The sequence below is a fragment of the Lysinibacillus sp. C5.1 genome (assembly GCF_016350185.1).
Lineage (GTDB): Bacteria > Bacillota > Bacilli > Bacillales_A > Planococcaceae > Lysinibacillus > Lysinibacillus sphaericus.
Window position 1 is genome coordinate 3,522,976 of record NZ_CP066226.1, and the last position, 24,571, is coordinate 3,547,546.

The following is a 24,571-nucleotide window of genomic DNA, read 5'->3' on the forward strand; positions in this document are numbered from 1 at the left end:
ATATTTACAAGAGAACAGATGTAAAAAACACTGAAAAGTTTTTGAAATCCTCAATTCTCCGTATATTAGAACAAATTGATATTCATTGTCTAGTATATTTCCAAAAAAATAGCGGTTCAAAAAATCTACTAGATTCTTTGAACTGCTACTTCTGTGTTACATATCAACAAAGAATTGTTTATACCATACTAAGAACACATACGCTGTCCAAATATAGCGACCACGATTAGCTTTGCCTTCATAATGTTCATCTAAATAACCAACTAGTTGCTTCGTATCGAAAAATTCGTTGGCAAAGTCAGTTGTAAACATGTCCTTCACCATATTATAGTACTTTTCTTCACGCAACCAGTGGCGAATTGGCACTGGGAAGCCAAGCTTCGGACGCTTTGCCCACTCTTCTGGTAATTCCTGATGTGCCGCTTGACGAAGGACATATTTCGTATCAATATCATTGACACGATATCTTGATGGAATATTTTTAGCTAGCTCCATTACTTCTTTGTCTAAAAATGGTACACGTAATTCGATAGAGTGCGCCATACTCATTTTATCTGCCTTTAACAAAATATCTCCAGGCATCCATAAATTCAAATCTAAATACTGCATTTTCGTAACATCATCATCACCAGGTACTTCATCATAAATACGTTTCGTAATTGTTTGAACAGATGGTCCGTTTTTGTATGCTGGTTTTAAGACATTTAATGCATCATCTTCATCCCATACAACCGCTTCACCAATAAAGCGTTCCTCTACCGTTTGTCCGCCTTTTACTAAGAAATGCGTATATTGGTTTTTAGGTAATGCTTCTGCTATACCTCGTAATGCTTTACGTAGACCAAATGGTACTTTCTCGTATTTTTTCATTCGACCAGAGTTTTGGTACCACGAATAGCCTCCAAAAATCTCATCCGCACCTTCACCAGAAAGTACTACTGTTACATCCTTCGCCGCTAGCTCCGATAGGAAGTAAAGCGGTACAGAAGATGGGTTCGACTGCGGCTCATCCATATGCCATTGAATTTTCGGCAAAGCTTCAAAACACTCATCCGCTGTAATATATTTACGCTCGTTTTGAATATTTAATGTATCCGATAAATCCTTTGCTAAGTTTGTCTCATTGAACATATCTTCATAGTCAGAAAAACCAACAGAGAATGATTTATCAGGACGTAGCAATGATGTAATATAACTAGAATCAATACCGCCAGACAGGAAAGAACCAACCTTTACATCACTAATTTGGTGGGCATCTACTGACTCTTTTACTGTTGAACGAATATCTTCCACATATTTTTCAATCGGCGCTTCTTTCGCATGGAATTTTTTATCCCAATATTGGACAATTTGTTTTTGTCCATTTTTAATGACCATATAGTGCGCTGGTGGTAATTTAAATACACCTTTAAAGAATGTTTCGTCCATTGAAGAATATTGGAACGTTAAATAAGGACGTAATGCATTTTTGTTTAATTCTTTAATGAATGCTGGATGAGGCAAGAAAGATTTAATTTCTGACCCAAAAATAAATGTTCCATCCGTTGTGTTTTCAGTGTAGTACAAAGGCTTAATACCAAAGCCATCACGCGCGATAAATTGTAAATCATTCTTTTTGTCCCAAATACAGAATGCGAACATACCGCGAAGCTGTTTGACAAATTCTACACCATACTGCAGATAGCCGAAAATTAACACTTCACTATCCGATTTTGTTTTAAATGTATGACCCTTTTCTTGTAGGTCCTTACGCAACTCTTGGAAATTATATATCTCCCCATTGAAAACAAGCACAATGTTGCCATCTGGGCTATAAAGAGGTTGATTTGCCACGTCTGATAAGTCAATAATGCTTAAACGACGGAAACCTAACGTTACTTTATCGTCACTATGAATACCACCACTATCTGGCCCACGGTGAATAATTGTATTCATCATATTTTCAATTGTTTGGTGATGATCAATCACATTTGTTCCATTAATATAGCCAATAAATCCGCACATCTATTTTTCACCTCATAATTTAGTGCATAACCTCTATCATCATAGCACGAAAAGCCGTTCATTTCATGCTGTCATTATAGATAAAAAATTATAAAGCACTTTATTATAATTTTCAATGTAAACTAGCCGCCCTCTATATAGACTTCATGTATAATAGGAAAAGTTCCTAATAATGAAAAGAAAGTGAGTTCACATATATGTATGATGTAATCGTTATCGGTGGTGGCCCCTCTGGATTAATGGCCGCCATCGCAGCTGGAGAACGAAAAAAGAAAGTTTTACTTCTCGAAAAAGGGACAAAGCTTGGGAAAAAGCTTGCAATCTCTGGTGGTGGTCGATGTAACGTAACAAACAGACTACCTGTTGAAGAAATTGTTAAACATATTCCTGGCAACGGTCGTTTTTTATATAGCCCCTTTACTGTTTACAACAATGAGGATATTATTGCCTTTTTCGAAGGTCTAGGTGTTGCATTAAAAGAAGAAGACCATGGTCGTATGTTCCCTATGTCCAACCGAGCGCAAGATGTAGTCGATGCATTAATTCGTCAATTGCAACGACTACATGTTGAAGTAAGGTTAAATACACCCGTTAACAAGTTATTGATGGATGATGAAAAGATTCTTGGTGTGCGCTTAGAAGATGGAACAGAAGTACGCTGTAAGGCTGTTATTGTAGCAGTTGGAGGCAAGGCAGTGCCACAAACAGGTTCAACAGGTGATGGCTACCCTTGGGCCGAGCGTGCTGGACATAATGTGACAACACTCTTTCCAACAGAAGTGCCCGTTTTATCAAAAGAGGAGTTTATTCAAACGAGAGAGCTACAAGGACTAGCATTACGAGATGTTGCGGTATCCGTTCTCAATAAAAAAGGTAAACCACTAATAACACATCAAATGGACATGCTCTTTACGCATTTCGGATTAAGCGGCCCTGCGGTATTACGCTGTAGTCAGTTTGTCGTCAAGGAGTTAATGAAAACGGGTTATGAACCTGTCACAATGCGTATCCAAACGCTTGTAGATTTCAATGAGGAAACATGTCTGCAATATTTAAATAAGCTTATAAAAGAAGAACCGAAAAAAGCAGTGAAAAATGTTTGGAAAGGCGTCGCACCAGAACGCTGGCTGCTATTTTTATGTGACCGTGCAAATATTGATGTTCAAATGACTGGCATTGAATTATCGCAAGAAAAAATTCGCGCGCTAGCACAATTACTAGTCAATTTCACAATGACGGTTAGCGGTACGCAATCACTCGACAAAGCATTCGTTACAGGTGGAGGCGTTTCTGTGAAAGAAATCGAACCAAAAACGATGGCGTCTAAGAAAAAGGCTGGTTTGTTTTTCTGCGGAGAAATATTAGATATTCATGGTTACACAGGTGGCTATAATATTACGTCTGCACTTGTGACAGGACGAATTGCAGGAATGAACGCCGCATTCGAATGACCCGATTCACTTTGAACAACTTAGAATAGACGAGTTGATAGTAGCAATGGTAGGACTTTTGTGGGAACAGCACACAAAGTAAGCCGCGCGTTAGCGAGAGTTGCGGCTTACTGTGCTAAGCGGAAAGCACCGCCGAAGCGGACATCAACGGGGCATAACAAAAAAGTGTTAGATTGATAGCAGTCAATCTAACACTTTTGCATTTTTGTCACTACTTTATTTTAACTTTCGTTAGACAAATAAACCTCTTCATACGGTTGGATTATGACAAACCCTTCGCCGGAGAAAGCCATTTGAATCGATTCACCGCTGCCACGTCCAATAAATGTACGGAAGCTAATGTCTGTTTTAAATTCAGGTGTTAAATTACCTGACCATGCAACTGTAGCATGAGGATCTGTATAAACCGTTTCACCAGGCTTCACCAATAACGTCAACGGCTCAAAATGTGTTGTAATAGCTACTTTACCGCTTCCTTGTAGCGTTACATTAAACAGTCCGCCAGACATAATACCAGCCATTTTACGCATTAATTGAATGTCCCAATTAATACTTGGTTCAAATGCCAGCAAGTCATTCCCGTTGACACAAATACTTTCATCCTTTAAATCAAAAATAGTCACTTTTTTCCCTTGATCAGCTAAATAGAGACGCCCTTTTCCTTTTGCTTTCATAAGTTGCGTCCCTTCGCCTGTTAATGCTTTTTTAAACATTTTGGAAAGGCCATGCTCTAAAACACGTTCCCGCTCAAACTTAATGTCGCCTATGTATGAAATCATAGCCCCCATTTTTGACCAGACTTCACCATCTAAATTAACCTCTAATACACGCTCTGTTTCTAACTCAAAATATTCGTTCTCATAATCATCTTGTTGCGTTTTCTTAATGAATTCATTTAATGAATACTTTCCCATATCGTCCGCCTCCTTTATACCCTTATATACGTTAATTGCCATGAAAAGATTCACCATTCTTTGTCACAGTCCACCACTACAGACATATAGCACTTTATATACTATTATTTTGATTATTTTTATAGTAAATTGCTGTCACTTATAAATAGAATAACGTTGCAAAATTTCTCTTTTAGTAGCAAAATCACTTTATTTACCATAATCTTATTGACATCAAACATGAGCTGTTATATGTTAGACGAAGATTAATCAAGTGTTGTATAACAATTGCTACAAATAAAAAACCGCATTAGCGTCATATGCGAAATGACACTAATACGGCTATACTTTTCAAGTGCGAATTGAAAGTAAAAATTATCGTGTAGCGGAGACGTCTCCAACCTTTTGCTCTGCTGTTTTTAACGCAGTTTGTTTACGCACATCTGCACGTAGCGTTAACGAAATAATTAAGGAAATGGCAATTAAACCTGCAAATACATAGAATACAGGAATGTAACTATCATAAGCATTTTTAATAGCGCTCACTAGAAGTGGACCAAAAACGCCACCTAAAGACCAAGTTGTTAGTAAATAACCGTGGATAACACCAAGTTGCTTCGTACCAAATAGATCACTTGCGAATGCAGGTAAGTTTGAGAAACCGCCACCATAACAACTAACTACTAAGAAAATAAGTGCTTGGAAAATAATAACGTTTGTCGTATGTGGCAATACGATAAATGTAATAAGTTGTGCTGTAAAGAATATTACAAAGACGTTTGAACGACCAATATAATCTGACACAGCAGCCCAAATTAAGCGACCACCACCATTGAATAATCCCATAACGCCTACCATTGCTGCAGCACCTGCAACTGATAAACCTACAATTTCCTGCGCCATCGGAGATGCAACAGAAATCATCATAATACCCGCAGTTACATTGACTAAATGCATGGACCATAACATCCAGAAATGCTTTGTTTTCACAGCTTCACGAGCTGACATTACTGCTAAATCTTTTTTCACTACATCCTTGCCTTTTTCTGCTGCCGCTTTCATATTCGCAGGCATAAAACCTGGTTTTGGCGGCGCTATATAAGAAGCCCCTAAAATCATTAACGTGAAGTAACTTGCCCCTAAAATAAAGTAAGTTGTAGAAATTCCGACTGCTTCCATTAAGTTTGCTGCTACCGGTGCAGTAATTAATGCTCCCGATCCAAATCCTAATACAGCCATACCTGTAGCTAAACCACGACGGTCTGGGAACCATTTTACTAATGTAGAGACAGGTGCGATATAACCAATCCCCATACCTAAACCACTAAGTAAGCCGTAAGTTAACCAGTATAAAGTGACAGAATCCATAGAGATTGCCACACCTGCACCAGCTTGTCCTGCTCCAAACAGCACTGCTGCTACCATAGCCGATTTACGCGGACCCATTTTTTCTACTAAACTACCAAATAGCGCTGCTGAAAAACCAGCAAGCCCCATCATTATTGTAAAGGCTATCGTAACCTTTGTTTCACTCCATCCCATTTCTGTGACAATCGGCAGCTTGTATACACTGTATGCATAGGCTCCACCAATGGAAAGGTGAATAGCGATTGCAGATAATGCAATTAACCATCTATTTTTATTCATAAATTCTCATTTCTCCCCTCTTTTGCTACCTGTGAAAATTCTATGAACGTCCATGTAAAACAATTTACCACTTATAATTATTCGAATGCAAGATGTTTTTCTAAAAAATATTATTTCTCCAAAAAGTTTTCGACTAGTCAATGCATATCAAAAACATCGAAATCCTTACAGTCCCTAAGAAAAAAGGCGTTTATCAAACAATTTCACCAACATATTTTAGCTATTATTATTTTTCTACCGTACTTATTTACGCTAAATAAATTATTTTAAAATAGTTAAATTTGTGCATATTTTCACATATCAAGCCATGTATTCTCCTACGCTGCCACTAGATTCAAAACCACTAGACGTAAAGGGTTAGAAAATACAAATAATTGATAGACAGAAATATTAAGAACAAAAGAGAATTTTAAAACCTTATCGAAGCAAATTTTCTTTGCGCAAAAGAAATCAAGCTATCACAACATATGTAAACTCCTCCAGTAAGCATTTAAAATGTAAATTAATTTACACAAACGACTTGTATAACGACCTTTTCAAGATAAATTACCTATTATTTTTTATTATTCAAATATAAATTTTTTGATTTACCGAAAACACGTTACAAATAATAGAACAACAAAACCTTCATAGCACTTCCCACTTTTTTCATTTTTTCTCAGAGAACGTATATGTAAATTGTTATAGTACACCATTGAAATGAATACTTTTAAGCTGAATTGTATTACAACAAGCTATTCTTTTATGTTACTTTATTATAGAATGATAGTCCTAGTTCTAGTTAGAAAAATAGGTGTGCTACTCTACATAATCACTGCGCTTACTTAGCGAAATCTTCAATAACAGAGGTGATGAAATGATAAAAGGCTGCCATTTTAGCATTCCTTTTACATACTTATGAAAAACATATCGTTGCGACTAAAAATGTTTATCTTTTCGTTCATAATTGTTATTTTTTCTATCACGACGAGTGGTGCAATTATGATTCATAATCTAGCTGGCGCTTTGGAAAAAGAATTCGGTGCCCGTGCAATAGCTATAGCACGAACGGTTTCGCAGCTGACAGACGTACAAAAAAATGTAGGCACAAAAGAGGGGTTTGAAGTTATTCAACCCATTGCGGAACGTATCCGATTAACAACGGATGTTGATTACATTGTGATCATTGATATGAAACGTATTCGATACTCCCATCCATCTGAAAGTAAGCTAGGTACCGTTTTTGAAGGTGGCGATGAAATAGAAGCTTTTTCACAGCATGAGTACATATCAAAGGCGCACGGTGTCCTTGGCTATTCCATACGAGCATTCGTACCAATAATGAATGAGGAAGGTACAAAACAAGTTGGCGTTATTACTGTTGGGCTACTGGCACCAAAATGGTACAACCTTTTAGACCAATATCAATTTGATATTTTAGTCTCTCTTTTTTGGGGGCTCGTAATTGGTTTAGGTGGGTCTGTATGGGTTGCTAACCATTTAAAACGCCAAACATTGAATTTGGAACCTTATGAAATCGCTCGGCTAGTAGAAGAACGCTCAGGCATTATTCAAGCGATGGATATTGGTATTTTGGCGACTGACGAAAGCGGGAATATAACATTTATTAACCGATTAGCTAGGCAATATACGCATTTCTTTGGGCATAAAGTTTCCAGAAAAGCATTATTTAAAAACACTTGGCTGGCAGAGGATACTATTCAACAGCACGAAATCTATCGACCACTGTTAATGTTCGACCAAATGTATTTAGTTCGAACATTTCCAATTCGGATTATGGAGCAAAATGCCGGATATCTCATCATGTTAACCGACCGCAAAGAAGCAAATATGCTTGCCGAAGAATTAACGGGTATTAAAATGCTTGTCGATTCTTTGCGTGCACAGCAACACGAATATATGAACCGTCTCCATAGTATTGCAGGGCTTATCCAATTGGAACGAAATGATGATGCATTAAGCCTCATTATCGATGAAATTACAGATGAAGAGGAAATCATTCAAAGCTTGCATGATAAATTTCAAGACTATTCAATTCAAGGCTTATTGCTTGGCAAATACTCACGTGCTAAGGAACTAGGCGTTGAACTAACAATTGATGAAGATTCCAACCTTGTAGATTTTATGAGTGGTTTATCGTGTGGTGACATTATTACCATTATCGGCAACTTACTGGACAATGCAATGGAAGCTTGCTTCGAATGTCTACATAAAGATGTTCACTTAACGATTATTGGGGATAAGCACTTTTTAATTATAGAAGTGCAGGACAGTGGGAAAGGAATAGAAGGCATACCACAGCGTATTTTTGAATACGGATTTAGTACGAAACAAAAAGATGGACACGGTATTGGACTTGCACTTGTCAAACAAATTGTCGAATCCAATAAGGGGACGATTCAAGTAGAATCCACTGTTCATGTTGGTACAACAATTACAATTAATATAGGGGTGATGGACGAACAATGAGCAAACTCACAGTTTTTATCGTAGAAGATGATCCAATGGTGCTTGAGGTTAACAAAGGGTTTTTAAATAAAATGACTGGTTTTCAGCTTATCGGAGAGGCTGTCAACGGACGTGATGCCTACGAAAAAATCATTATTCAAAAACCTAATCTCATTTTACTTGATATGTTCTTACCAGATATGACGGGAATGGAATTGTTTTTAAAAATTCGGGCGCAGCGTATTCCATCCGATATTATTATGATTACAGCCGCTCGTGATGCACCTACTGTACAAGAATCCCTTCGACTTGGTGCAATGGATTATCTCATAAAACCATTTCGTTTTGATCGCTTCGAAAAAGCTTTACAACAATATCGAAACGCTACAAAAAGTTTACTAAGCACCGCGACAATTAACCAAGAGGATATTGATCAGTGGTTAGGCATCCAGCACGAAATGCTTGAACTGCCTAAAGGCTTGAACAACATTACAATGGAACAAATTTTAGGTTACTTAACAACACTTCAGGCACCTATTACTTCTGAACAGCTTGCGCAAAATGTTGGCATGGCGAGAGTAACTGTCCGCAAGTACCTAGACTTTTTAGCAACAAAAGGTACTGTGCAAATCGAATTAAAATACGGAGCTGTTGGACGGCCTACAAAATACTATTCCATTAAATAATGGCATCCTGCGCAATTTCTCCACGTTTGTGATTACTAATAGCAAGAAATAAGAATCTGCTCGCTTTTTGTGGGTAAGCAACAAGCATAGCAATATCCACGTTCTCTTCAGGATTTTGCTATGCTATCGTTTCCCATACAAGACGTGCAGATTCTTTTCTTTTGAGAAGTTTTTTAGCATTAAAGCATTTCAATTCACTTACTTACACATAAGAAAAAAAGCACGCAATCTGTTTTGTAACAGTTTATTAAAATAATAAATTGTTATATACCATAAATACCAAAATGTTCATTAATACCATAATATTGAGTATTTCAATAAATACAATACAATAAAAAGCGTTCACATCTTCAATAGATTAGAGGTGAATTTATATGTGGCGCAATCGTATTCTCAAACAATTTGTGAGCGTTCTCATTTTACTGACAGTGCTGTTAGTTTCCTGTCAGCAACAAGACTACCCTACAGACAATGAGCAATTAAGTCATGAAGAACAAATTGTTATTCGCTTTTCACATGTAGTTGGTGAAAACACACCAAAGGGAATGGCGGCAGTAAAGTTTGCCGAGCTCATTAAACAACGAAGTAATGGTCATGTAGAAATTCAAGTCTTTCCAAATGGTGTTCTTTATAAAGACGGTGAAGAAATGAATGCGCTTTTACGTGGCGATATTCAAATGATTGCACCAGCCATTTCAAAAATTACTACACTCGTTCCCGAATGGTCAGTGATGGACCTACCCTATGCATTTAAAAATGCTGAGGAAGTACATTCATACATTGATAGTGAAGTGGGTCAATCATTAATGAAGAAATTAAATGACCACAATCTGTTTTCAATGGGTGTTTGGGATAGTGGATTCAAACAATTGAGTAATAGTATCCGCCCTATCCAAGATGTCTCTGACTTAAAAGACTTACGCATGCGCATCATGCCAAGTGATATTTTAGCAGAACAATTTTTAAGTGTTGGTGCCTATCCAAAACGCATAGATTTCAACACGGTCTTCCATCAACTACAAAAAGGCAATGTAGATGGACAGGAAAATACTTTAACAAATATTACAAGTAAAAACCTCCATTCCTTACAAGACTACTTAACTATTAGTAATCATGGTTATTTAGGTTATTTGCTACTGATGAACAATGAGTTCTGGCAATCCTTACCGAAGGATGTTCAAACATTGCTTATTGAAACGCTTGCAGAAGTACAAGAATGGGAATGGCAACTGGCAGAAAATCTCACAGCAGAACGTTTGCAAGAAATGGAAGCTTGTAGTTGTATCAATATTCATTACTTTACAGATGAAGATGTTCAGCAATGGGAATCTGCATTTCACCCAGTGTATGAGTATTACGCAAATAACTATAGCAAGAAATATATACTGGCACTGCCAAAAAACCAATCACGTCATTAACTTGGGTTTAAAGGGGATCCTTTTAACTATAATCAAAACTTTAAGGGGGATTTGACATGAAAAAATGGCTTCTTATGTCACTGATGGCTGTGCTTGTACTAGCATTAGCCGCGTGTGGTGGCGACAAAAAAGAAACAGCCTCTGCTCCAGCAGCTGAAGGAGATGGTGGTTATACAAAAGATAAACCGCTTATTATTAAATTTTCTCACGTTACATCAATTGACAGTGTTAAAGGAAAAGCTGCCGATGCTTTTGCAAAATTAGTTGAGGAGAAAACTGACGGTAAAGTGAAAGTTGAAGTTTATCCTTCTTCTCAATTATATGGCGATAATGATGAACTGGATGCATTAGTATCTGGAAACGTACATATGATTGCTCCATCTGTTACAAAAATGGTGAAAATTGACCCTCGTTGGCAATACGTAGACATGCCTTACCTTTTTGAAAACGAAGAGCATGTTCGTAAATTCTTTGATTCTGACGTAGCAAAAACCATTCTTGAATCCGATCAATTAGCGGCAAATGATATTAAAGGTTTAGTATTCTGGGAAAACGGCTTTAAACATTTTTCAAATGACAAACACCCACTTGTAAATGTTGAAGATTTTAAAGGTTTAAAATTCCGTGCACAAGCAGGGAAAGTTCTTGAAGCACAATTTAAAGCTTTACATGCTGGCTCAGCGACGATTTCATTCGGTGAAACATACGCTGCTCTGCAACAAGGAACTGTAGATGGTCAAGAAAATACGTTCAACAACTTCGATACTCAAAAATACCAAGAAGTTCAAAAGTACTTTTCTGTATCTGAACACGGTCGTCTTGACTACGCTATCTTTGTGAACAAACCTTTCTGGGATAAAATTCCTAGCGATTTATTAAAAGCGGTTGAAGATTCTTTAAATGAGGCTACAACGTTAGCTTGGGATTTAGCTGCTGAAGAAAACGCCAAATCGTATGAAAACATTAAGAACTCTGGCATTGAAGTAGTTGAATTAACAGCTGCTCAAAAAGAGGCTATCAAAGCTGAACTTGAGCCCGTTTACGAAGAGTTTGGCAAAGCGATTACTGAAGATTTAATTAATGGTATTCGTGATTTAAAATAAGCGCTTTAAATTGAGTGTCGATGACTTATCGACACTCACTCTTTTTCTTAAAGTAAATCGCTTACAATATTTCGAAAAATTGATAGACAGAATGCATTCTCATTTTACTTTAAATCGGAAAATACAATCATCATATTTTAAGGAGGCATCCGCATGAATATTTTACATAAACTATGGGGGTATCTAGAGGAAATCCTTGCTGGATTCTTTTTCGTAGCTGGTATTGCACTGATTTTCTACGGTGTAATGATGCGTTATATTTTTAATGAACCCCAAGCTTGGGTAGAAGAATTAGCACGTTACGCCATTATTTGGGGAACATTTCTTGGCTTTGGTTTAGCACTTCGTCACAATCAGCACATCCAAGTAGATATTTTATACGATAAATTAAAACCATCCCAGAAACGAATTTTAGATTTAGTGGCAACATGCTTAAGCATCGTCTTTTGTTTCATTTATACGTACTATGGATTTATTTTAGTTGAAAACCGCTATACATCAGGTATGGTATCACTAGACATCGGCATTCCTATGTGGGTAGTCTACTTAGTACTGCCAATTTCAGGTGTGTTATTTTTACTACGATTTGTAGAAAGATTAGTCAATATTTTAAGAGGAAAGGACGAAGAATATGCTAATCCTCTTACTTAGTTTCTTTATTTTATTATTTTTACGTGTACCTGTCGCAGTCAGCTTAGCGCTTTCAACGATTTTAGTGTTCTTCCAAATTGATTTCAATATGAATATGATTCCACAGCGTATTTTCACAGCTCTCGATTCATTCCCGATGATGGCTATTCCGGGATTCGTTCTTGCAGGTGTACTTATGGCACGTGGGGGCATTTCTAAGTATTTAATAGAAGCATTACGCGCTTGGATTGGACATCTCCCTGGCGGTCTCGCAGTTGTAACCATTGTTGCCTGTGCGATATTCGCAGCCATTTCCGGTTCTTCCCCTGCTACGGCTGCTGCTATCGGTTCCATTATGATTCCTGCCATGATTTCAGCTGGCTATAAAAAGCGTTACTCTATGGGACTTGTAGCTGCTGGTGGTACACTCGGCATTTTAATTCCTCCAAGTGTTCCTTTAATCATTTATGGTATAACTTCCGAGCAATCTATCGGTGAATTATTTATGGCTGGGGTTATTCCAGGTCTTGCGTTAACTGGTATTTTAATCGTTGCTGCTATCTTCTATGCAAAACGCAATGGGTTTAATGGCGATGAGCCGGCATCTTGGGAAGTTCGCTGGCGGAAATCACTAAAGGCCATTTGGGGTGGCTTCTTACCGTTTTTAATTTTAGGAACGATCTATTCTGGCGTTGTCACACCTACTGAATCGGCTGTGATTGCAGTATTTTACGGATTAGTCGTGTCACTATTTATCTATCGTGAAATGAAGTTAAAAGACTTCCGTGAAGTATTAGTTGAGTCTATTAATATTACTGCAATGATTTTCTTAATTATCGGTGCTGCGTCTTTATTCGGTTTATATTTAACGAACGCACAAGTTCCTCAACAAGTTGGTGCTTGGATTGCGGAAAGTGACTTGAACAAATGGATTTTCATGATTATCGTCAATATTTTATTCTTTATCATGGGGATGTTCTTAGAAGCAGTATCCATTATTCTTATAACGCTACCAATCTTGTTACCAATCCTTGTTCATTTTGATATCAACCTTATTCACTTTGCGATTATTATGACAATCAATATGGAGCTTGGTATGATTACACCTCCTGTAGGTCTAAATCTCTTTGTAGTAAGTGGTATTGCGAAGGAAAAACTCGGAGAAGTAGTCAAAGGAGTTATTCCATTTATTATTTTAATGATTGTGTTCTTAGCACTCGTTATCGTACTTCCACAATTATCACTTTGGCTACCAGAACAAATGAAATAACGTGCCAGGCACCCAAACTATTCTGAATTTTCGAATTTGTTTGGGTGCCTGACACTTAAAAAATCCAAATAAGGAAAGCGATAAATATAATAGATGTGTAAGTTGTAGTTGTTAATGCTACGTAATGTCTTTTTTCATGTCTGCCAAAATAATATTCGATTGCTAAATTAGGTAACAATATAACTAAAATGAGCACAAAGTCAGCAGCAATAAATATAATCCATGATTTTAAGTTAAATATACACAGCACAATCACATTGATAAACTTATTAAGATATACGACTTTCTTATGATTGTCATTTACATACTTCGGCTCTTTTGGAATATGGAATTTCCAGCGAACGGCTCTCTCCGCTACCCAAGCCCCTAGCCAAATGAAACCAATCCATACGAGAAAGACCAAAAAGTTAAAGTCCAATTTCTTAAAATTAAAGTCTGTAAATGCGGATATAGCCTCCCCATCATTGACCTCATAAAATTTATTGGTTTTTAGATCGAGAAAGGCAAATTTGTCATCACTTTTAAACATCTGGAGCTTTACCACTTGCCCATTACTAAATTCTATCCATAAATTATTAATCAAGTAATACTCTTCTGATTTTTGTCTTACCACTGCCTTTTGAAGCATGTTCTCAAACAGCTTTGTCTCAGTCCCTTTTGCGTACTCTTGTTGCCCTATTACCCAACCTGTTCTCCCCGCTTTAAATGAATCTTCATACCAATTTTGTGCAATTGACAACTGCTGTATTTCTTCATTTTGCGCTAGTTCAACAATTGAGGCATGATGTACATATTCCATTTGCTGCCATGGCCCACTCGCAATCAAAAAAAGTAGTGTCACCATTATCCCTACAATTATTGCAGGATATTGCCATTTGCTAATTTGTTTGTACTGTTGTTGTGCGGCTTGGTGCACAATGCGCTCCTTTAATCCTTTTGTAAAACGTGGTGTTTCGCCTATTTCCTCATTCAGCTTCTTTTTAAAAGATGTCATCGCCTAGCACCTCCCAATCGCTTCGTTCGAGTTTGTTTTGTAACAGTTGTCTCGCTCTACGCAACCTCGTTTTCACTGTATTTTCTGTACTACCTAGTACATCTGCAATTTCACGTACTTTTAATTCCTGATAATAATAAAGAATCAATACTTCCCGATAAGTAATAGGTAACTCAAATAATGCCGCTTGCAATGTAACTCGTTCCGCCGCTTTAATGACATCGCTTTCTGGCGTTCTTTTACTAATACCAAAATGAAATTTGCTAAGTAATTGATGGCGTTTATTTTTCCAGCTTCTTAAATAATCATGACTTTTATGTACTGTAATTTTTACTAAATAAGTTTTAAGCGAAGCTCTTTGTTCAAAGCGATGCTGTTGCAAATAGTAGGCGAGAAATACATCTTGTACGATTTCTTCTGCAATCGACCAATCTCGTACATATAAATAGGCCACACGAAGGCAATACTCGCCGTGCTCTTCCATAATGGCTGTTAAATGCTCACTCACTTGAGCCCCTCCTTTATTCATTCATCCTATAGTCGTAAAACTTTTAAAGTTGGTTTCACTTTAACAAAAAAAGTGCCCCCGCTTCGGACACTTTTTTTCGTAGCATCGTTTTAAAACTTTAGAATCGTCCCTATTTCTTACATTCTAATTTGCTTAGAGCTGTTTTCTATTTCGTCCATAACTAACATTAACTCCTAAACATTTGCCTTTTAGGTTACATGCTTGTGCCATATTTTTCGCTCGATATGATTTTATCTGTTGGCGTTGATGCTTGTACTTTATAATTGTGCTACTTTCGATGTAGCATCTACCATACGTTTGAATTCCTGCCACTATGTCTTCCATTACGTGTCGACCTCTTCATTTTTAGCAAGATACTGTTTGCTTCCTTTCCGCTCAATCCCTGTATACGTGGCTCGTTTATCGCAATGCATGTAATGTTCCTATTACCAACGACATTTAAAAAAGCCGTGAAGTACGCTTCTTACAACGTATTTCACGGCTTCTTGTTTAATTATTTAACAACAATATTAACAAGCTTTCCTGGGATAACAATAATTTTTACCAAGTCTTTGCCCGCCATATATTCTTGTACTTTTTCATCGGCTAATGCTACTTTTTCAATTTCTTCTTTTGAAGCATCTTTTGCTACAATAATTTTAGCACGTACTTTACCTGCCACTTGAACAGCAACTTCCACTTCATCGTCCACAAGCTTAGACTCATCATACGTTGGCCATTCTTCATAAGATAATGTATTTTCATGACCTAATAGTTGCCATAGCTCTTCAGCAATATGCGGAGCGATTGGTGCTAGTATTTTCACAAATCCTTCAGCATAGGCTGTTGGAAGTACTTCTGCTTTGTAGCAGTCATTAATAAAGACCATCATTTGTGAAATAGCAGTATTGAAGCGAATCCCTTCGTAGTCTTCTGTCACTTTTTTCACTGTTTGGTGATATGACTTTTCTAAAAACTTATCGTCTGAAGTTTGCACTTTCGCTGATAGCGTACCTTCTTCGTTGACAAACAAACGCCAGATGCGGTCTAAGAAACGACGAGCACCGTCTAAACCATTAGTAGACCATGCAACTGAAGCCTCTAATGGACCCATGAACATTTCATAAAGTCGTAGTGTATCTGCACCGTGTGACTCTATGATTTCATCAGGGTTCACGACATTGCCTTTTGATTTAGACATTTTTTCATTACCTTCACCAAGAATCATACCTTGGTTAAATAATTTTTGGAATGGCTCTTTCGTGTGCACTACCCCTAAATCGTATAGTACTTTATGCCAGAAGCGCGCGTATAGTAAATGCAATACTGCATGCTCTGCTCCACCAATATAAATATCAACCGGTAACCAACGTTTTAGTAACTCTGGATCAGCAATCGCCTCTTTGTTGTTAGGGTCAATATATCGTAGGAAGTACCAGCTAGAACCTGCCCATTGTGGCATTGTATTGGTTTCACGACGACCTTTTTTGCCTGTTTCAGGATCTACAACATTTACCCAATCCGTAATATTCGCTAATGGTGATTCCCCTGTTCCAGATGGACGAATATTATCTGTTTTTGGAAGCATTAATGGTAACTCCGCTTCTGAAACTGGAGTTGTTGTACCATCTTCCCAATGGATCATTGGGATTGGTTCACCCCAATAACGTTGACGAGAGAATAGCCAGTCACGAAGACGATAAGATACCTTTTTCTCCCCTACACCTTTTTCCTCTAGCCATTCAATCGCCTTTGCAATACCATCTGCTTTATTTAAACCATCAAGGAAATCAGAGTTAATGTGCTGACCGTCACCTGTAAATGCTTCTTTGTCGATATCTCCACCTTCAAGTACAGCAACGATGTCTAAACCAAACTCTTTAGCAAATTCATAATCACGTTCGTCATGTGCAGGAACAGCCATAATCGCACCAGTTCCGTACGTCGCTAACACATAATCAGCAATCCAAATTGGTACTTTTTTGCCGTTAATCGGATTTACTGCATAAGCGCCTGTAAATACACCTGTTTTTTCTTTGGCTAAATCTGTACGCTCTAAGTCTGATTTCATTTTTACTTTTTCAAGATATGCATTGACAGCAGCTTGTTGTTCAGCTGTTGTAATTTCAGCCACTAGTTTATGCTCTGGTGCAAGCACTGTATATGTTGCACCGAATAGCGTATCAGGGCGTGTTGTAAATACCGTAAAGTTTTTGTCCGACCCTTCCATGCTAAATGTTACTTCTGCACCTTCCGAACGACCAATCCAGTTACGTTGCATGTCTTTAATGGATTCTGGCCAATCTACTTCTTCTAAATCGTCGATTAAACGATCCGCATAAGCTGTAATTTTAAGTATCCATTGTTTCATTGGACGACGTTCTACTGGATGTCCGCCACGTTCAGACTTCCCATCGATAACTTCTTCATTCGCAAGCACTGTACCTAGAGCTGGGCACCAGTTTACCGCCACTTCATCTACATAAGCTAAGCCCTTTTTATATAATTGAATGAAAATCCATTGTGTCCATTTGTAGTATTCTGGATCTGTAGTGTTAATTTCACGATCCCAGTCATAACTAAAGCCTAACTCTTGAATTTGACGTTTAAATGTCGCAATATTTTTTGCTGTAAATTCTGCTGGGTCATTCCCAGTATCAAGTGCATATTGCTCGGCAGGTAATCCAAATGCATCCCATCCCATCGGATGTAGAACATTAAAGCCTTGCATACGTTTGAAACGTGAAAGGATATCTGTCGCTGTATAACCTTCTGGATGTCCTACGTGAAGTCCCGAACCTGATGGGTAAGGGAACATATCAAGCGCATAAAATTTCGGTTTATCCATTTCATTTTCGGTTTTGAATGTTTTGTTGACATCCCAATACTGTTGCCACTTTTTTTCAATTTGTTGATGATTAAAGCTCATTATTTTTCCTCCTTATAGTATGTGCAGTACCACTTATCGTAAGAATTGACAAAATATTTAAAAAATAAAAAAACTCGCCCCTTTCTTTGTTAGAAAGGGACGAGAGTATTCTTAACTCCCGCGGTACCACCCAAATTAGTGATTACACTCGGCTCAAGCTTCCTTAACGCGGAAATAACGGCAAACGTAAAATTTCATATTACGTATGCAGACTCAGCAGGCGAGTTCAATTTGCATCCTTACTAGCTTCCACCAACCGCTAGCTCTCTAAAAAGAACCACAAATTTACTATTCCTCATCAATGTCTTTACATGTATTGCATTTATTCTAATGGAAAGTCCTGAAAAGCACAAGCATCTTTTTATGGTGCCTGGCACGCACACAATTTCCACACAATTATCAAAAAAATTTTTTCTATGATTATTTTCACCAACAATTTTTCATTTCAACCTTCTATGCACATGAAAAATAAAAATAGTCATTACTTTCGTAACTCCCGTCTAATTGACGTTCTTTACATGCTTTTTTATGCTAAAGAAAAAAGTAAAGGAGGCAATAGCGTGTGCCAAGAAAAAAACGGCTTTGGTCCCCAGATCATTATCATCATGTAGTAGTACGCGGTAACAATCGTCAAACTATTTTTCACAATGTAGCAGATTACGAAGCTTTCTTTCGTGTATTACAATATGCTTATCACAAATATTCGTTTACGATTGTTGCCTATTGCGTTATGTCTAACCACTATCACCTGCTGATTCGTTCACCCAAAGTGCCACTAGGCAAAGTGATGGCCAATGTTAACTGGCGTTACAGCAATTACTTTAAAAAGAAGTACAACTATTGCTGTCATCTATATGAGAGTCGATATTTTGCAGACCTTGTTCCCTCACAACTCGACATGCTTAGTGTTAGTCGCTATATTCACCGCAATCCTATCTCAACGTCTCCCCCTATGGTTGACAAAATGGAGGACTATCCTTATAGCTCGTATTATCTCTACAAGCATCCTATATCTTCAAACTTCCCCTTCTTTGATACAAGTATTCTCAATAGCTTTTTTCTTCAAACATTACAACGCCACTCACTATCTTACTGCCAATATTGCGAGGAACATGAAAGCAAATCATGTAATGTAGCACCCCAATAGGAAAGCTCCACACGACAATCCATCGTGTGGAGCTTTTCTGTTCAATCGTCATCAATTGTCAGAATCTTTTCCGTGCCTGTCACTCGAAAAGTCAGCACATTCATGGAAAGCGAAATGTTTACAACCAAGGCATTTATTCATATCTAAATGTGTCAATGCTCTATTTATAGCTTCTCCTGTATGTTCAAAAAAATGATCTTGTCCAATTTGAGCATATAATCCATTACGCATAAGCGCTAGTTTTAAGTCCTCTTGTATGCCCGTGACGAAGACCTTGCCACCACGCTTTGTAAAGTTCTCCACGATATTGCTAAAATAAGACTCACCTGTGGAGTCCATAAATGGCACTTTTCCCATACGTAAAATCAGGACGCTTGGTTGTTCTTGCATAGAATGCAGTAATGTCTCTTCAAACGTTTGCGCTGCACCAAAAAACAGTGGACCCTCAATCGTATAAATACTAATTTGTGGGCAATCATGCTTTTGATTGACAACATAAGGTTGTACCTTTCCATTCTTTTTTGTATGGTCAGGTAATACTTTATCTATAACTAACTTCTCACTCATTCGTTTAGCAAACAACACAACGGCTAAGCCAAGACCTACTTCAACAGCAATCGTTAGGCTAGCGAAAACGGTAAGCAAAAAAGTAATAATTAATACAAGTGAATCTCCAGATTTCGCTTTTACAATATGAGCAAAATGTTTTTGTTCACTCATATTCCACGCAACGACCATTAGTACTGGTGCCATACTTGCTAACGGAATATGCGAAGCAAAGGGCGCTAATAACAATAATGTGACTAATACAAACACACCATGAATAATACCTGACATTGGTGATGCAGCACCCGTTTTAATATTGGTTGCCGTACGTGCAATCGCCCCTGTAGCAGGAATCCCGCCAAATAATGGTGTAATAATATTCGCTATGCCCTGTCCTACAAGCTCACGATTACTATTATGTTTCGTATTGGTCATACCGTCAGCAACAACTGCTGATAAGAGCGACTCAATCCCGCCCAAAATGGCAATTACAAAGGCAGGTCCAATCAATAATTGTAATCGTTCCAAGGTGATTTCTGGTATTGAAAACTTCGGTAACGTATTAGGAATTTGACCGTAAGCCGTAGCAATTGTTGCAACCTGTCCTGAAAAAAAGAAGGTAGCAACAAGTGTAGAAACAACAATGCCTACTAATGCGCCAGGTACTTTTGGAAAAAATTTAGGTGTTAAAAGGATAATTACAAGACAAATAACCGCTATGAAAATACTATAATAATTAATTGTTCCTATATGCACGAACAACTCTTTCATATTTGCGATAAAATATTCATGACGTGTAATATTTGTTAAACCTAAAAAATTAGCTATTTGCCCAGTAAAAATGATAACCGCAATACCCGCAGTAAAGCCTATCGTTACAGGACGTGGTATAAATTTTATAAGAGTACCTAGCTTGAAAAGGCCCATTAAACATAGCAGCACTCCCGCCATTAACCCCGCAATTAATAAATTTTCGTAGCCATATGATAAGACAATGCCTAAAAGAATTGGCACAAAAGCACCTGTTGGTCCACCGATTTGGAATTTTGAACCTCCAAATAGTGAAATAAGTATGCCCGCAATACACGCTGTATAGATCCCATATTCTGGTTTTACACCGGAAGCAATGGCAAAAGACATCGCTAGTGGAATTGCAACAATCCCAACAATTATGCCAGATAATAAGTCCTTTTTAAAATGATCAACTGAATACCCTTCATACCGACCTGTAAACAGTGATTTCATACAATAATCTTCCCTTCGAAATAATTAAGTTTTTCGAATCCAGTTCAGTAAGGGGTGGTAAATGTATTACATCCCCTACATGCACTCTTCGTCATTTTCACTGACGGTCATTTCTTCTAATCTTGAAATTGTATGAATTAAATGGTTGTCAAAGATATCTTTTGCAACACGCAACAATTCAACAATCATTGGATCACTTAAAGAATAGTAAACTTTTTTACCTTCTTTTGTCCCATAAACAATATTTTTTGCCCGTAAAACACTTAACTGCTGGGAAACTGCCGAGCCTTCTTTTTCTAGGCAACTTTGAATCTCATTCACACTTTTCTTGCCATCGACTAACAACTCAAGAATTCTTATCCGTAACGGGTGTGCTAAGGCTTTAAAAAAATCGGCTTTAAACTGTTGTAAGCCTTCTTCCACGTTAATCCCCCCATATCATTCATTTTCACATATTCAAATATTTGAATATGTATGATTGTATCCTTTTGCGTCAACTATTTCAATCCAAAAAAATAAAAAAGCGAATGCTATAGCATTCGCTTTAAGTAAATCGCCTTTAATTTTCAGAATTGTTTGCGTGCCTGCCACCCAATAATGGGCGGTCATAGATCAGACATGGGAAAATGCCTATTAATACAATAACTACTAAAATTGAAACAAGGGCAATCATACCAAATTGATCCACCATAATGCCGCCAAACAATGGACCGATCATCCTACCTGCTGTAGCCGCACTATTAATAATACCTTGGTAAAAACCTTCGCGTCCCTTTGGTGCAAGCTGATTTGCAATGGTCGGTAAAGCTGGTGTATAAAACATTTCGCCAAAAGTTAATACAACCATTGCAGCAGCAAACATTTTAAAATCTCCAGCAAATGCTACAATGCCAAACGACGCTGCAATAAGCGTAATGCCAAATACTAGTTGACGTTTTAGTTGATGTTCCCAACGGCGCACAAGCGGTGCGATTAATGGTTGCCCAACAACAATAAGAAGCCCATTAATCGTCCAAAGTAAACTATATTGTTTTAACCCTAATCCCAAATCTTGCGTATAGGATGAAATGGTTGCACTCCATTGCGAATAGGCAAGCCAGCATAACACGGAGGATGAACTTAAAATTAACAAGGCATAAAATGGTGCCTTATTTGTAATACGTTTACTTTCACTTACTACATTTTTCAATGCTATACTTTCCGCATCTATTCCTCTAAATGTAATCAATGCGATAAAGAAAAATAAAATATACATCGCTAAATTAACAACAAACACATAATCAAATTGATAATCCGCCACAATCCCAGCTAATGCCGGCCCTACGGCAACACCTAAATTTTGCGCTAAATAAATCGCATTAAATGCCTTACGACCACCTTCAGGCCAAGCCGCTCCTGCTAAGGCAAACATCCCTGGAAATACAATTCCTCCACTAAATCCAAGTATGGTTAAAAACCAAACATAATGTGGCCAGCCATGCCAGATTGTTAATCCTATTAACGAAGCAACGGTCAATAAAATGCCCAGCATAATAGATTTATAGCCGCCAATTCTATCAAATAAAAAACCACCTAATAGATTGCCTAATACACCCGCAGCCGAATTCAACATTAAAACAAAGCCAGCCATTGCAAGTGATTTCCCTAAATAATCGTGCATATAAATGGCATTTAAAGGCCATAAAAAAGAGTTGCCCGTCGTGTTCACAAGCATACCGATAATTAAAAACCAAACACTTTTTGGCATATCCTTGACCCCCATTATTTCGTTTCTCTAAATAGCTAGTTTATGATGAAAAATAAAAAAGTACAAGGAAAATAAATTTACCCTTTCTTCATAAAAAACTTCTTAAATAAGCCGTTTTTTTGTGCTTTATGCATGCGTTATAGTAGCCAACAGTTCTGTTCCTTTACCACAAAAATAAATTATTTATTTAAGTAAACAAAGCCGCCTAATATTTGTCTCTGTCTATTTATATTCTTACTCCATGACGGAACCTTACGCACATGATAAAATACAATGTTAGAGGAGTGAAATACATGACAGAAACAAACTTTCCTTTTCCCACAGAGGGGAAAAGATACTATACATGGAATCGCTATTTACGTGATCACTTCGGTCATAAAGTATTTAAAGTAGCGCTCGATGCAGGTTTTGATTGCCCGAACCGAGATGGTACAGTCGCATTCGGAGGTTGTACATTTTGTAGTGCTGCAGGGTCAGGTGACTTTGCCGGAAATAAAGTCGATCCTATTAATGTGCAATTTGCGGAAATTCGAGACAAAATGCATCAAAAATGGAAAGATGGCAAGTATATGGCTTACTTCCAAGCATATACAAATACCCATGCGCCACTGCCAGTTTTAAAGGAAAAATTTGAGGCTGCGTTAGCACAAGAAGGTGTAGTCGGACTGTCCATTGCAACACGCCCAGATTGCTTACCAGATGATGTTGTAGAATATTTAGCAGAACTAAATAAACGCACCTATTTATGGATTGAACTGGGACTACAAACCGTCCATGAAAAAACGGCAAACCTGATTAATCGTGCACATGATTATGCAACCTATGTAGAAGGTGTTGAAAAGCTGCGTAAGCATGGGATTCGTGTGTGCTCACATATTATCAATGGCCTTCCACTTGAAGATTATGACATGATGATGGAAACGGCACGTGCAGTAGCTAAACTGGATGTCCAAGGCATTAAAATCCATTTACTTCATTTATTAAAAGGGACGCCAATGGTTAAGCAATATGAAAAAGGCATGCTAGAATTTTTAGATCAAGACGTTTATACAAAACTAGTTGCAGACCAGTTAGAAATTTTACCACCGCAAATGGTTATCCATCGTATAACAGGTGATGGACCAATTGATTTAATGATTGGACCAATGTGGAGTGTTAATAAGTGGGAAGTATTGAACGGTATTGATGCAGAGTTAGAACGTCGGGGCAGTTGGCAAGGTAAATTTTATAATGCCGAGGTCACAAAATGAAGCTTCAACGCGTCTTACAATATGCACAGCAATTATTAATAGACTCGATACAAGAAGGCGATACTGTTGTCGATGCTACGGCTGGAAACGGCCATGATACATTATTTTTAGCTCAACTTGTTGGTGATAACGGACAAGTTTATGCCTTTGACGTGCAAAAAAATGCAGTCGATGCTACTTTGCACCGTCTGCTAGATAATGCATTAGAACACCGTGCCCTTGTGTTACATACAGGGCACGAAAATATAGCCAAGCATGTTCAAAAACCAGTTGCGGCTGCTATATTCAATCTTGGCTATTTGCCTGGCAGTGACCATGATATCGTAACAAAACCAAATACAACAATTCTTGCAATTCAAGATTTATTGCAACTGCTAAAAATCGGCGGATTAATTGTCCTTGTTATTTACCATGGCCATCCAGGCGGTAAAGAAGAACGTGACGCAGTCATCAACTATGTTAGTCAGTTACCACAAAAATATATCCATGTGTTAAAATACGAATTTCTAAACCAACAAAACGACCCACCATTTGTTATTGCATTAGAAAAAATGAAAGACTTCCCGGTGCCAGTCGCTCAAACAATTCTGAACGCACAAGCAGCCGCTTGCGACGGCCATTAAAATAAAAAAGTCCTCTCAATATTGAGAGGACT

At 37.7% G+C, this 24,571-nt stretch carries 20 protein-coding genes and 1 other annotated feature; of the genes, 10 read left to right on the forward strand and 10 right to left on the reverse strand.

The annotated features are described in order from the left end of the window. Window positions 1-156: 156 nt before the first annotated feature. Entirely contained in the window at window positions 157-2,004 is a 1,848-nt protein-coding gene (gene asnB, locus I5435_RS17175) for an asparagine synthase (glutamine-hydrolyzing) (RefSeq protein WP_024363735.1), read from the reverse strand. 197 nt (window positions 2,005-2,201) lie between these two features. On the opposite strand from asnB, the gene I5435_RS17180 reads away from it, so the two are divergent. Then, entirely contained in the window at window positions 2,202-3,455 is a 1,254-nt protein-coding gene (locus tag I5435_RS17180; protein ID WP_024363734.1) for a BaiN/RdsA family NAD(P)/FAD-dependent oxidoreductase, read from the forward strand. 221 nt (window positions 3,456-3,676) lie between these two features. Here I5435_RS17180 and I5435_RS17185 read toward each other — a convergent pair whose 3' ends face one another. Then, the gene (locus I5435_RS17185; RefSeq protein ID WP_024363733.1) at window positions 3,677-4,369 is read right to left on the reverse strand and encodes an AIM24 family protein; all 693 of its coding nucleotides are present in this window, start codon (window positions 4,367-4,369) and stop codon (window positions 3,677-3,679) included. Between the two features lie 354 nt (window positions 4,370-4,723). Beyond that, window positions 4,724-5,995 (reverse strand): L-lactate MFS transporter, encoded by a 1,272-nt coding sequence (locus I5435_RS17190; RefSeq protein WP_024363732.1) that lies wholly within the window; start codon window positions 5,993-5,995, stop codon window positions 4,724-4,726. Window positions 5,996-6,976: 981 nt separating this feature from the next. Between I5435_RS17190 and I5435_RS17195 the strand changes: the two genes are divergently transcribed. The 6 genes from I5435_RS17195 (at window position 6,977) to I5435_RS17220 (ending at window position 13,550) form a co-directional block, all read left to right on the forward strand. After that, the gene (locus tag I5435_RS17195) at window positions 6,977-8,464 is read left to right on the forward strand and encodes an ATP-binding protein (RefSeq protein WP_337982665.1); all 1,488 of its coding nucleotides are present in this window, start codon (window positions 6,977-6,979) and stop codon (window positions 8,462-8,464) included. Continuing rightward, window positions 8,461-9,129 (forward strand): response regulator, encoded by a 669-nt coding sequence (locus I5435_RS17200; protein ID WP_024363730.1) that lies wholly within the window; start codon window positions 8,461-8,463, stop codon window positions 9,127-9,129. The genes I5435_RS17195 and I5435_RS17200 overlap by 4 nt, the downstream gene beginning before the upstream one ends. Window positions 9,130-9,503: 374 nt before the next feature. Beyond that, on the forward strand, window positions 9,504-10,547 hold the full coding sequence (locus I5435_RS17205) for a DctP family TRAP transporter solute-binding subunit (RefSeq protein ID WP_108029983.1): 1,044 nt from the start codon (window positions 9,504-9,506) through the stop codon (window positions 10,545-10,547). Window positions 10,548-10,603: 56 nt separating this feature from the next. Further along, entirely contained in the window at window positions 10,604-11,650 is a 1,047-nt protein-coding gene (locus I5435_RS17210; protein ID WP_337982666.1) for a DctP family TRAP transporter solute-binding subunit, read from the forward strand. Between the two features lie 153 nt (window positions 11,651-11,803). Further along, entirely contained in the window at window positions 11,804-12,301 is a 498-nt protein-coding gene (locus tag I5435_RS17215; RefSeq protein WP_024363727.1) for a TRAP transporter small permease, read from the forward strand. After that, window positions 12,282-13,550 (forward strand): TRAP transporter large permease, encoded by a 1,269-nt coding sequence (locus tag I5435_RS17220; RefSeq protein ID WP_024363726.1) that lies wholly within the window; start codon window positions 12,282-12,284, stop codon window positions 13,548-13,550. Before I5435_RS17215 ends, I5435_RS17220 begins: the two co-directional genes overlap by 20 nt. 55 nt (window positions 13,551-13,605) lie before the next feature. Here I5435_RS17220 and I5435_RS17225 read toward each other — a convergent pair whose 3' ends face one another. The 4 genes from I5435_RS17225 to leuS all read right to left on the reverse strand — a co-directional run bounded on the left by I5435_RS17225 (window position 13,606) and on the right by leuS (window position 17,981). Beyond that, the gene (locus tag I5435_RS17225) at window positions 13,606-14,544 is read right to left on the reverse strand and encodes a hypothetical protein (RefSeq protein WP_337982667.1); all 939 of its coding nucleotides are present in this window, start codon (window positions 14,542-14,544) and stop codon (window positions 13,606-13,608) included. After that, window positions 14,531-15,052, reverse strand: a complete 522-nt coding sequence (locus tag I5435_RS17230; protein WP_024363713.1) for a sigma-70 family RNA polymerase sigma factor — start codon at window positions 15,050-15,052, stop codon at window positions 14,531-14,533. Before I5435_RS17230 ends, I5435_RS17225 begins: the two co-directional genes overlap by 14 nt. Before the next feature lie 153 nt (window positions 15,053-15,205). Then, on the reverse strand, window positions 15,206-15,397 hold the full coding sequence (locus tag I5435_RS17235) for a hypothetical protein (protein ID WP_337982668.1): 192 nt from the start codon (window positions 15,395-15,397) through the stop codon (window positions 15,206-15,208). Between the two features lie 169 nt (window positions 15,398-15,566). Continuing rightward, window positions 15,567-17,981 (reverse strand): leucine--tRNA ligase, encoded by a 2,415-nt coding sequence (leuS, locus tag I5435_RS17240; RefSeq protein ID WP_337982669.1) that lies wholly within the window; start codon window positions 17,979-17,981, stop codon window positions 15,567-15,569. A gap of 92 nt (window positions 17,982-18,073) precedes the next feature. Continuing rightward, window positions 18,074-18,292, reverse strand: a binding site (T-box leader). 251 nt (window positions 18,293-18,543) lie between these two features. On the opposite strand from leuS, the gene I5435_RS17245 reads away from it, so the two are divergent. Continuing rightward, entirely contained in the window at window positions 18,544-19,128 is a 585-nt protein-coding gene (locus tag I5435_RS17245) for a transposase (RefSeq protein WP_337982670.1), read from the forward strand. A gap of 51 nt (window positions 19,129-19,179) precedes the next feature. Here the strand turns inward: I5435_RS17245 and I5435_RS17250 are convergent, their stop codons facing one another. From I5435_RS17250 to I5435_RS17260, 3 genes are all read right to left on the reverse strand, one after another. Beyond that, window positions 19,180-20,919: a SulP family inorganic anion transporter gene (locus I5435_RS17250; protein WP_025220350.1), complete on the reverse strand. Its 1,740-nt coding sequence runs from the start codon at window positions 20,917-20,919 to the stop codon at window positions 19,180-19,182. Between the two features lie 75 nt (window positions 20,920-20,994). Further along, entirely contained in the window at window positions 20,995-21,342 is a 348-nt protein-coding gene (locus tag I5435_RS17255) for an ArsR/SmtB family transcription factor (RefSeq protein WP_024363710.1), read from the reverse strand. Window positions 21,343-21,478: 136 nt separating this feature from the next. After that, window positions 21,479-22,666 (reverse strand): MDR family MFS transporter, encoded by a 1,188-nt coding sequence (locus tag I5435_RS17260; RefSeq protein ID WP_024363709.1) that lies wholly within the window; start codon window positions 22,664-22,666, stop codon window positions 21,479-21,481. A 293-nt stretch (window positions 22,667-22,959) separates the two neighbouring features. Here I5435_RS17260 and I5435_RS17265 point away from each other — a divergent pair, with 293 nt between their 5' ends. Then, window positions 22,960-23,916: a tRNA modification radical SAM protein MnmL/YtqA gene (locus tag I5435_RS17265; RefSeq protein WP_337982671.1), complete on the forward strand. Its 957-nt coding sequence runs from the start codon at window positions 22,960-22,962 to the stop codon at window positions 23,914-23,916. After that, window positions 23,913-24,539 (forward strand): tRNA 5-(aminomethyl)-2-thiouridylate-methyltransferase MnmM, encoded by a 627-nt coding sequence (locus I5435_RS17270; RefSeq protein WP_108029995.1) that lies wholly within the window; start codon window positions 23,913-23,915, stop codon window positions 24,537-24,539. Before I5435_RS17265 ends, I5435_RS17270 begins: the two co-directional genes overlap by 4 nt. The last annotated feature ends 32 nt before the right edge of the window (window positions 24,540-24,571 follow it).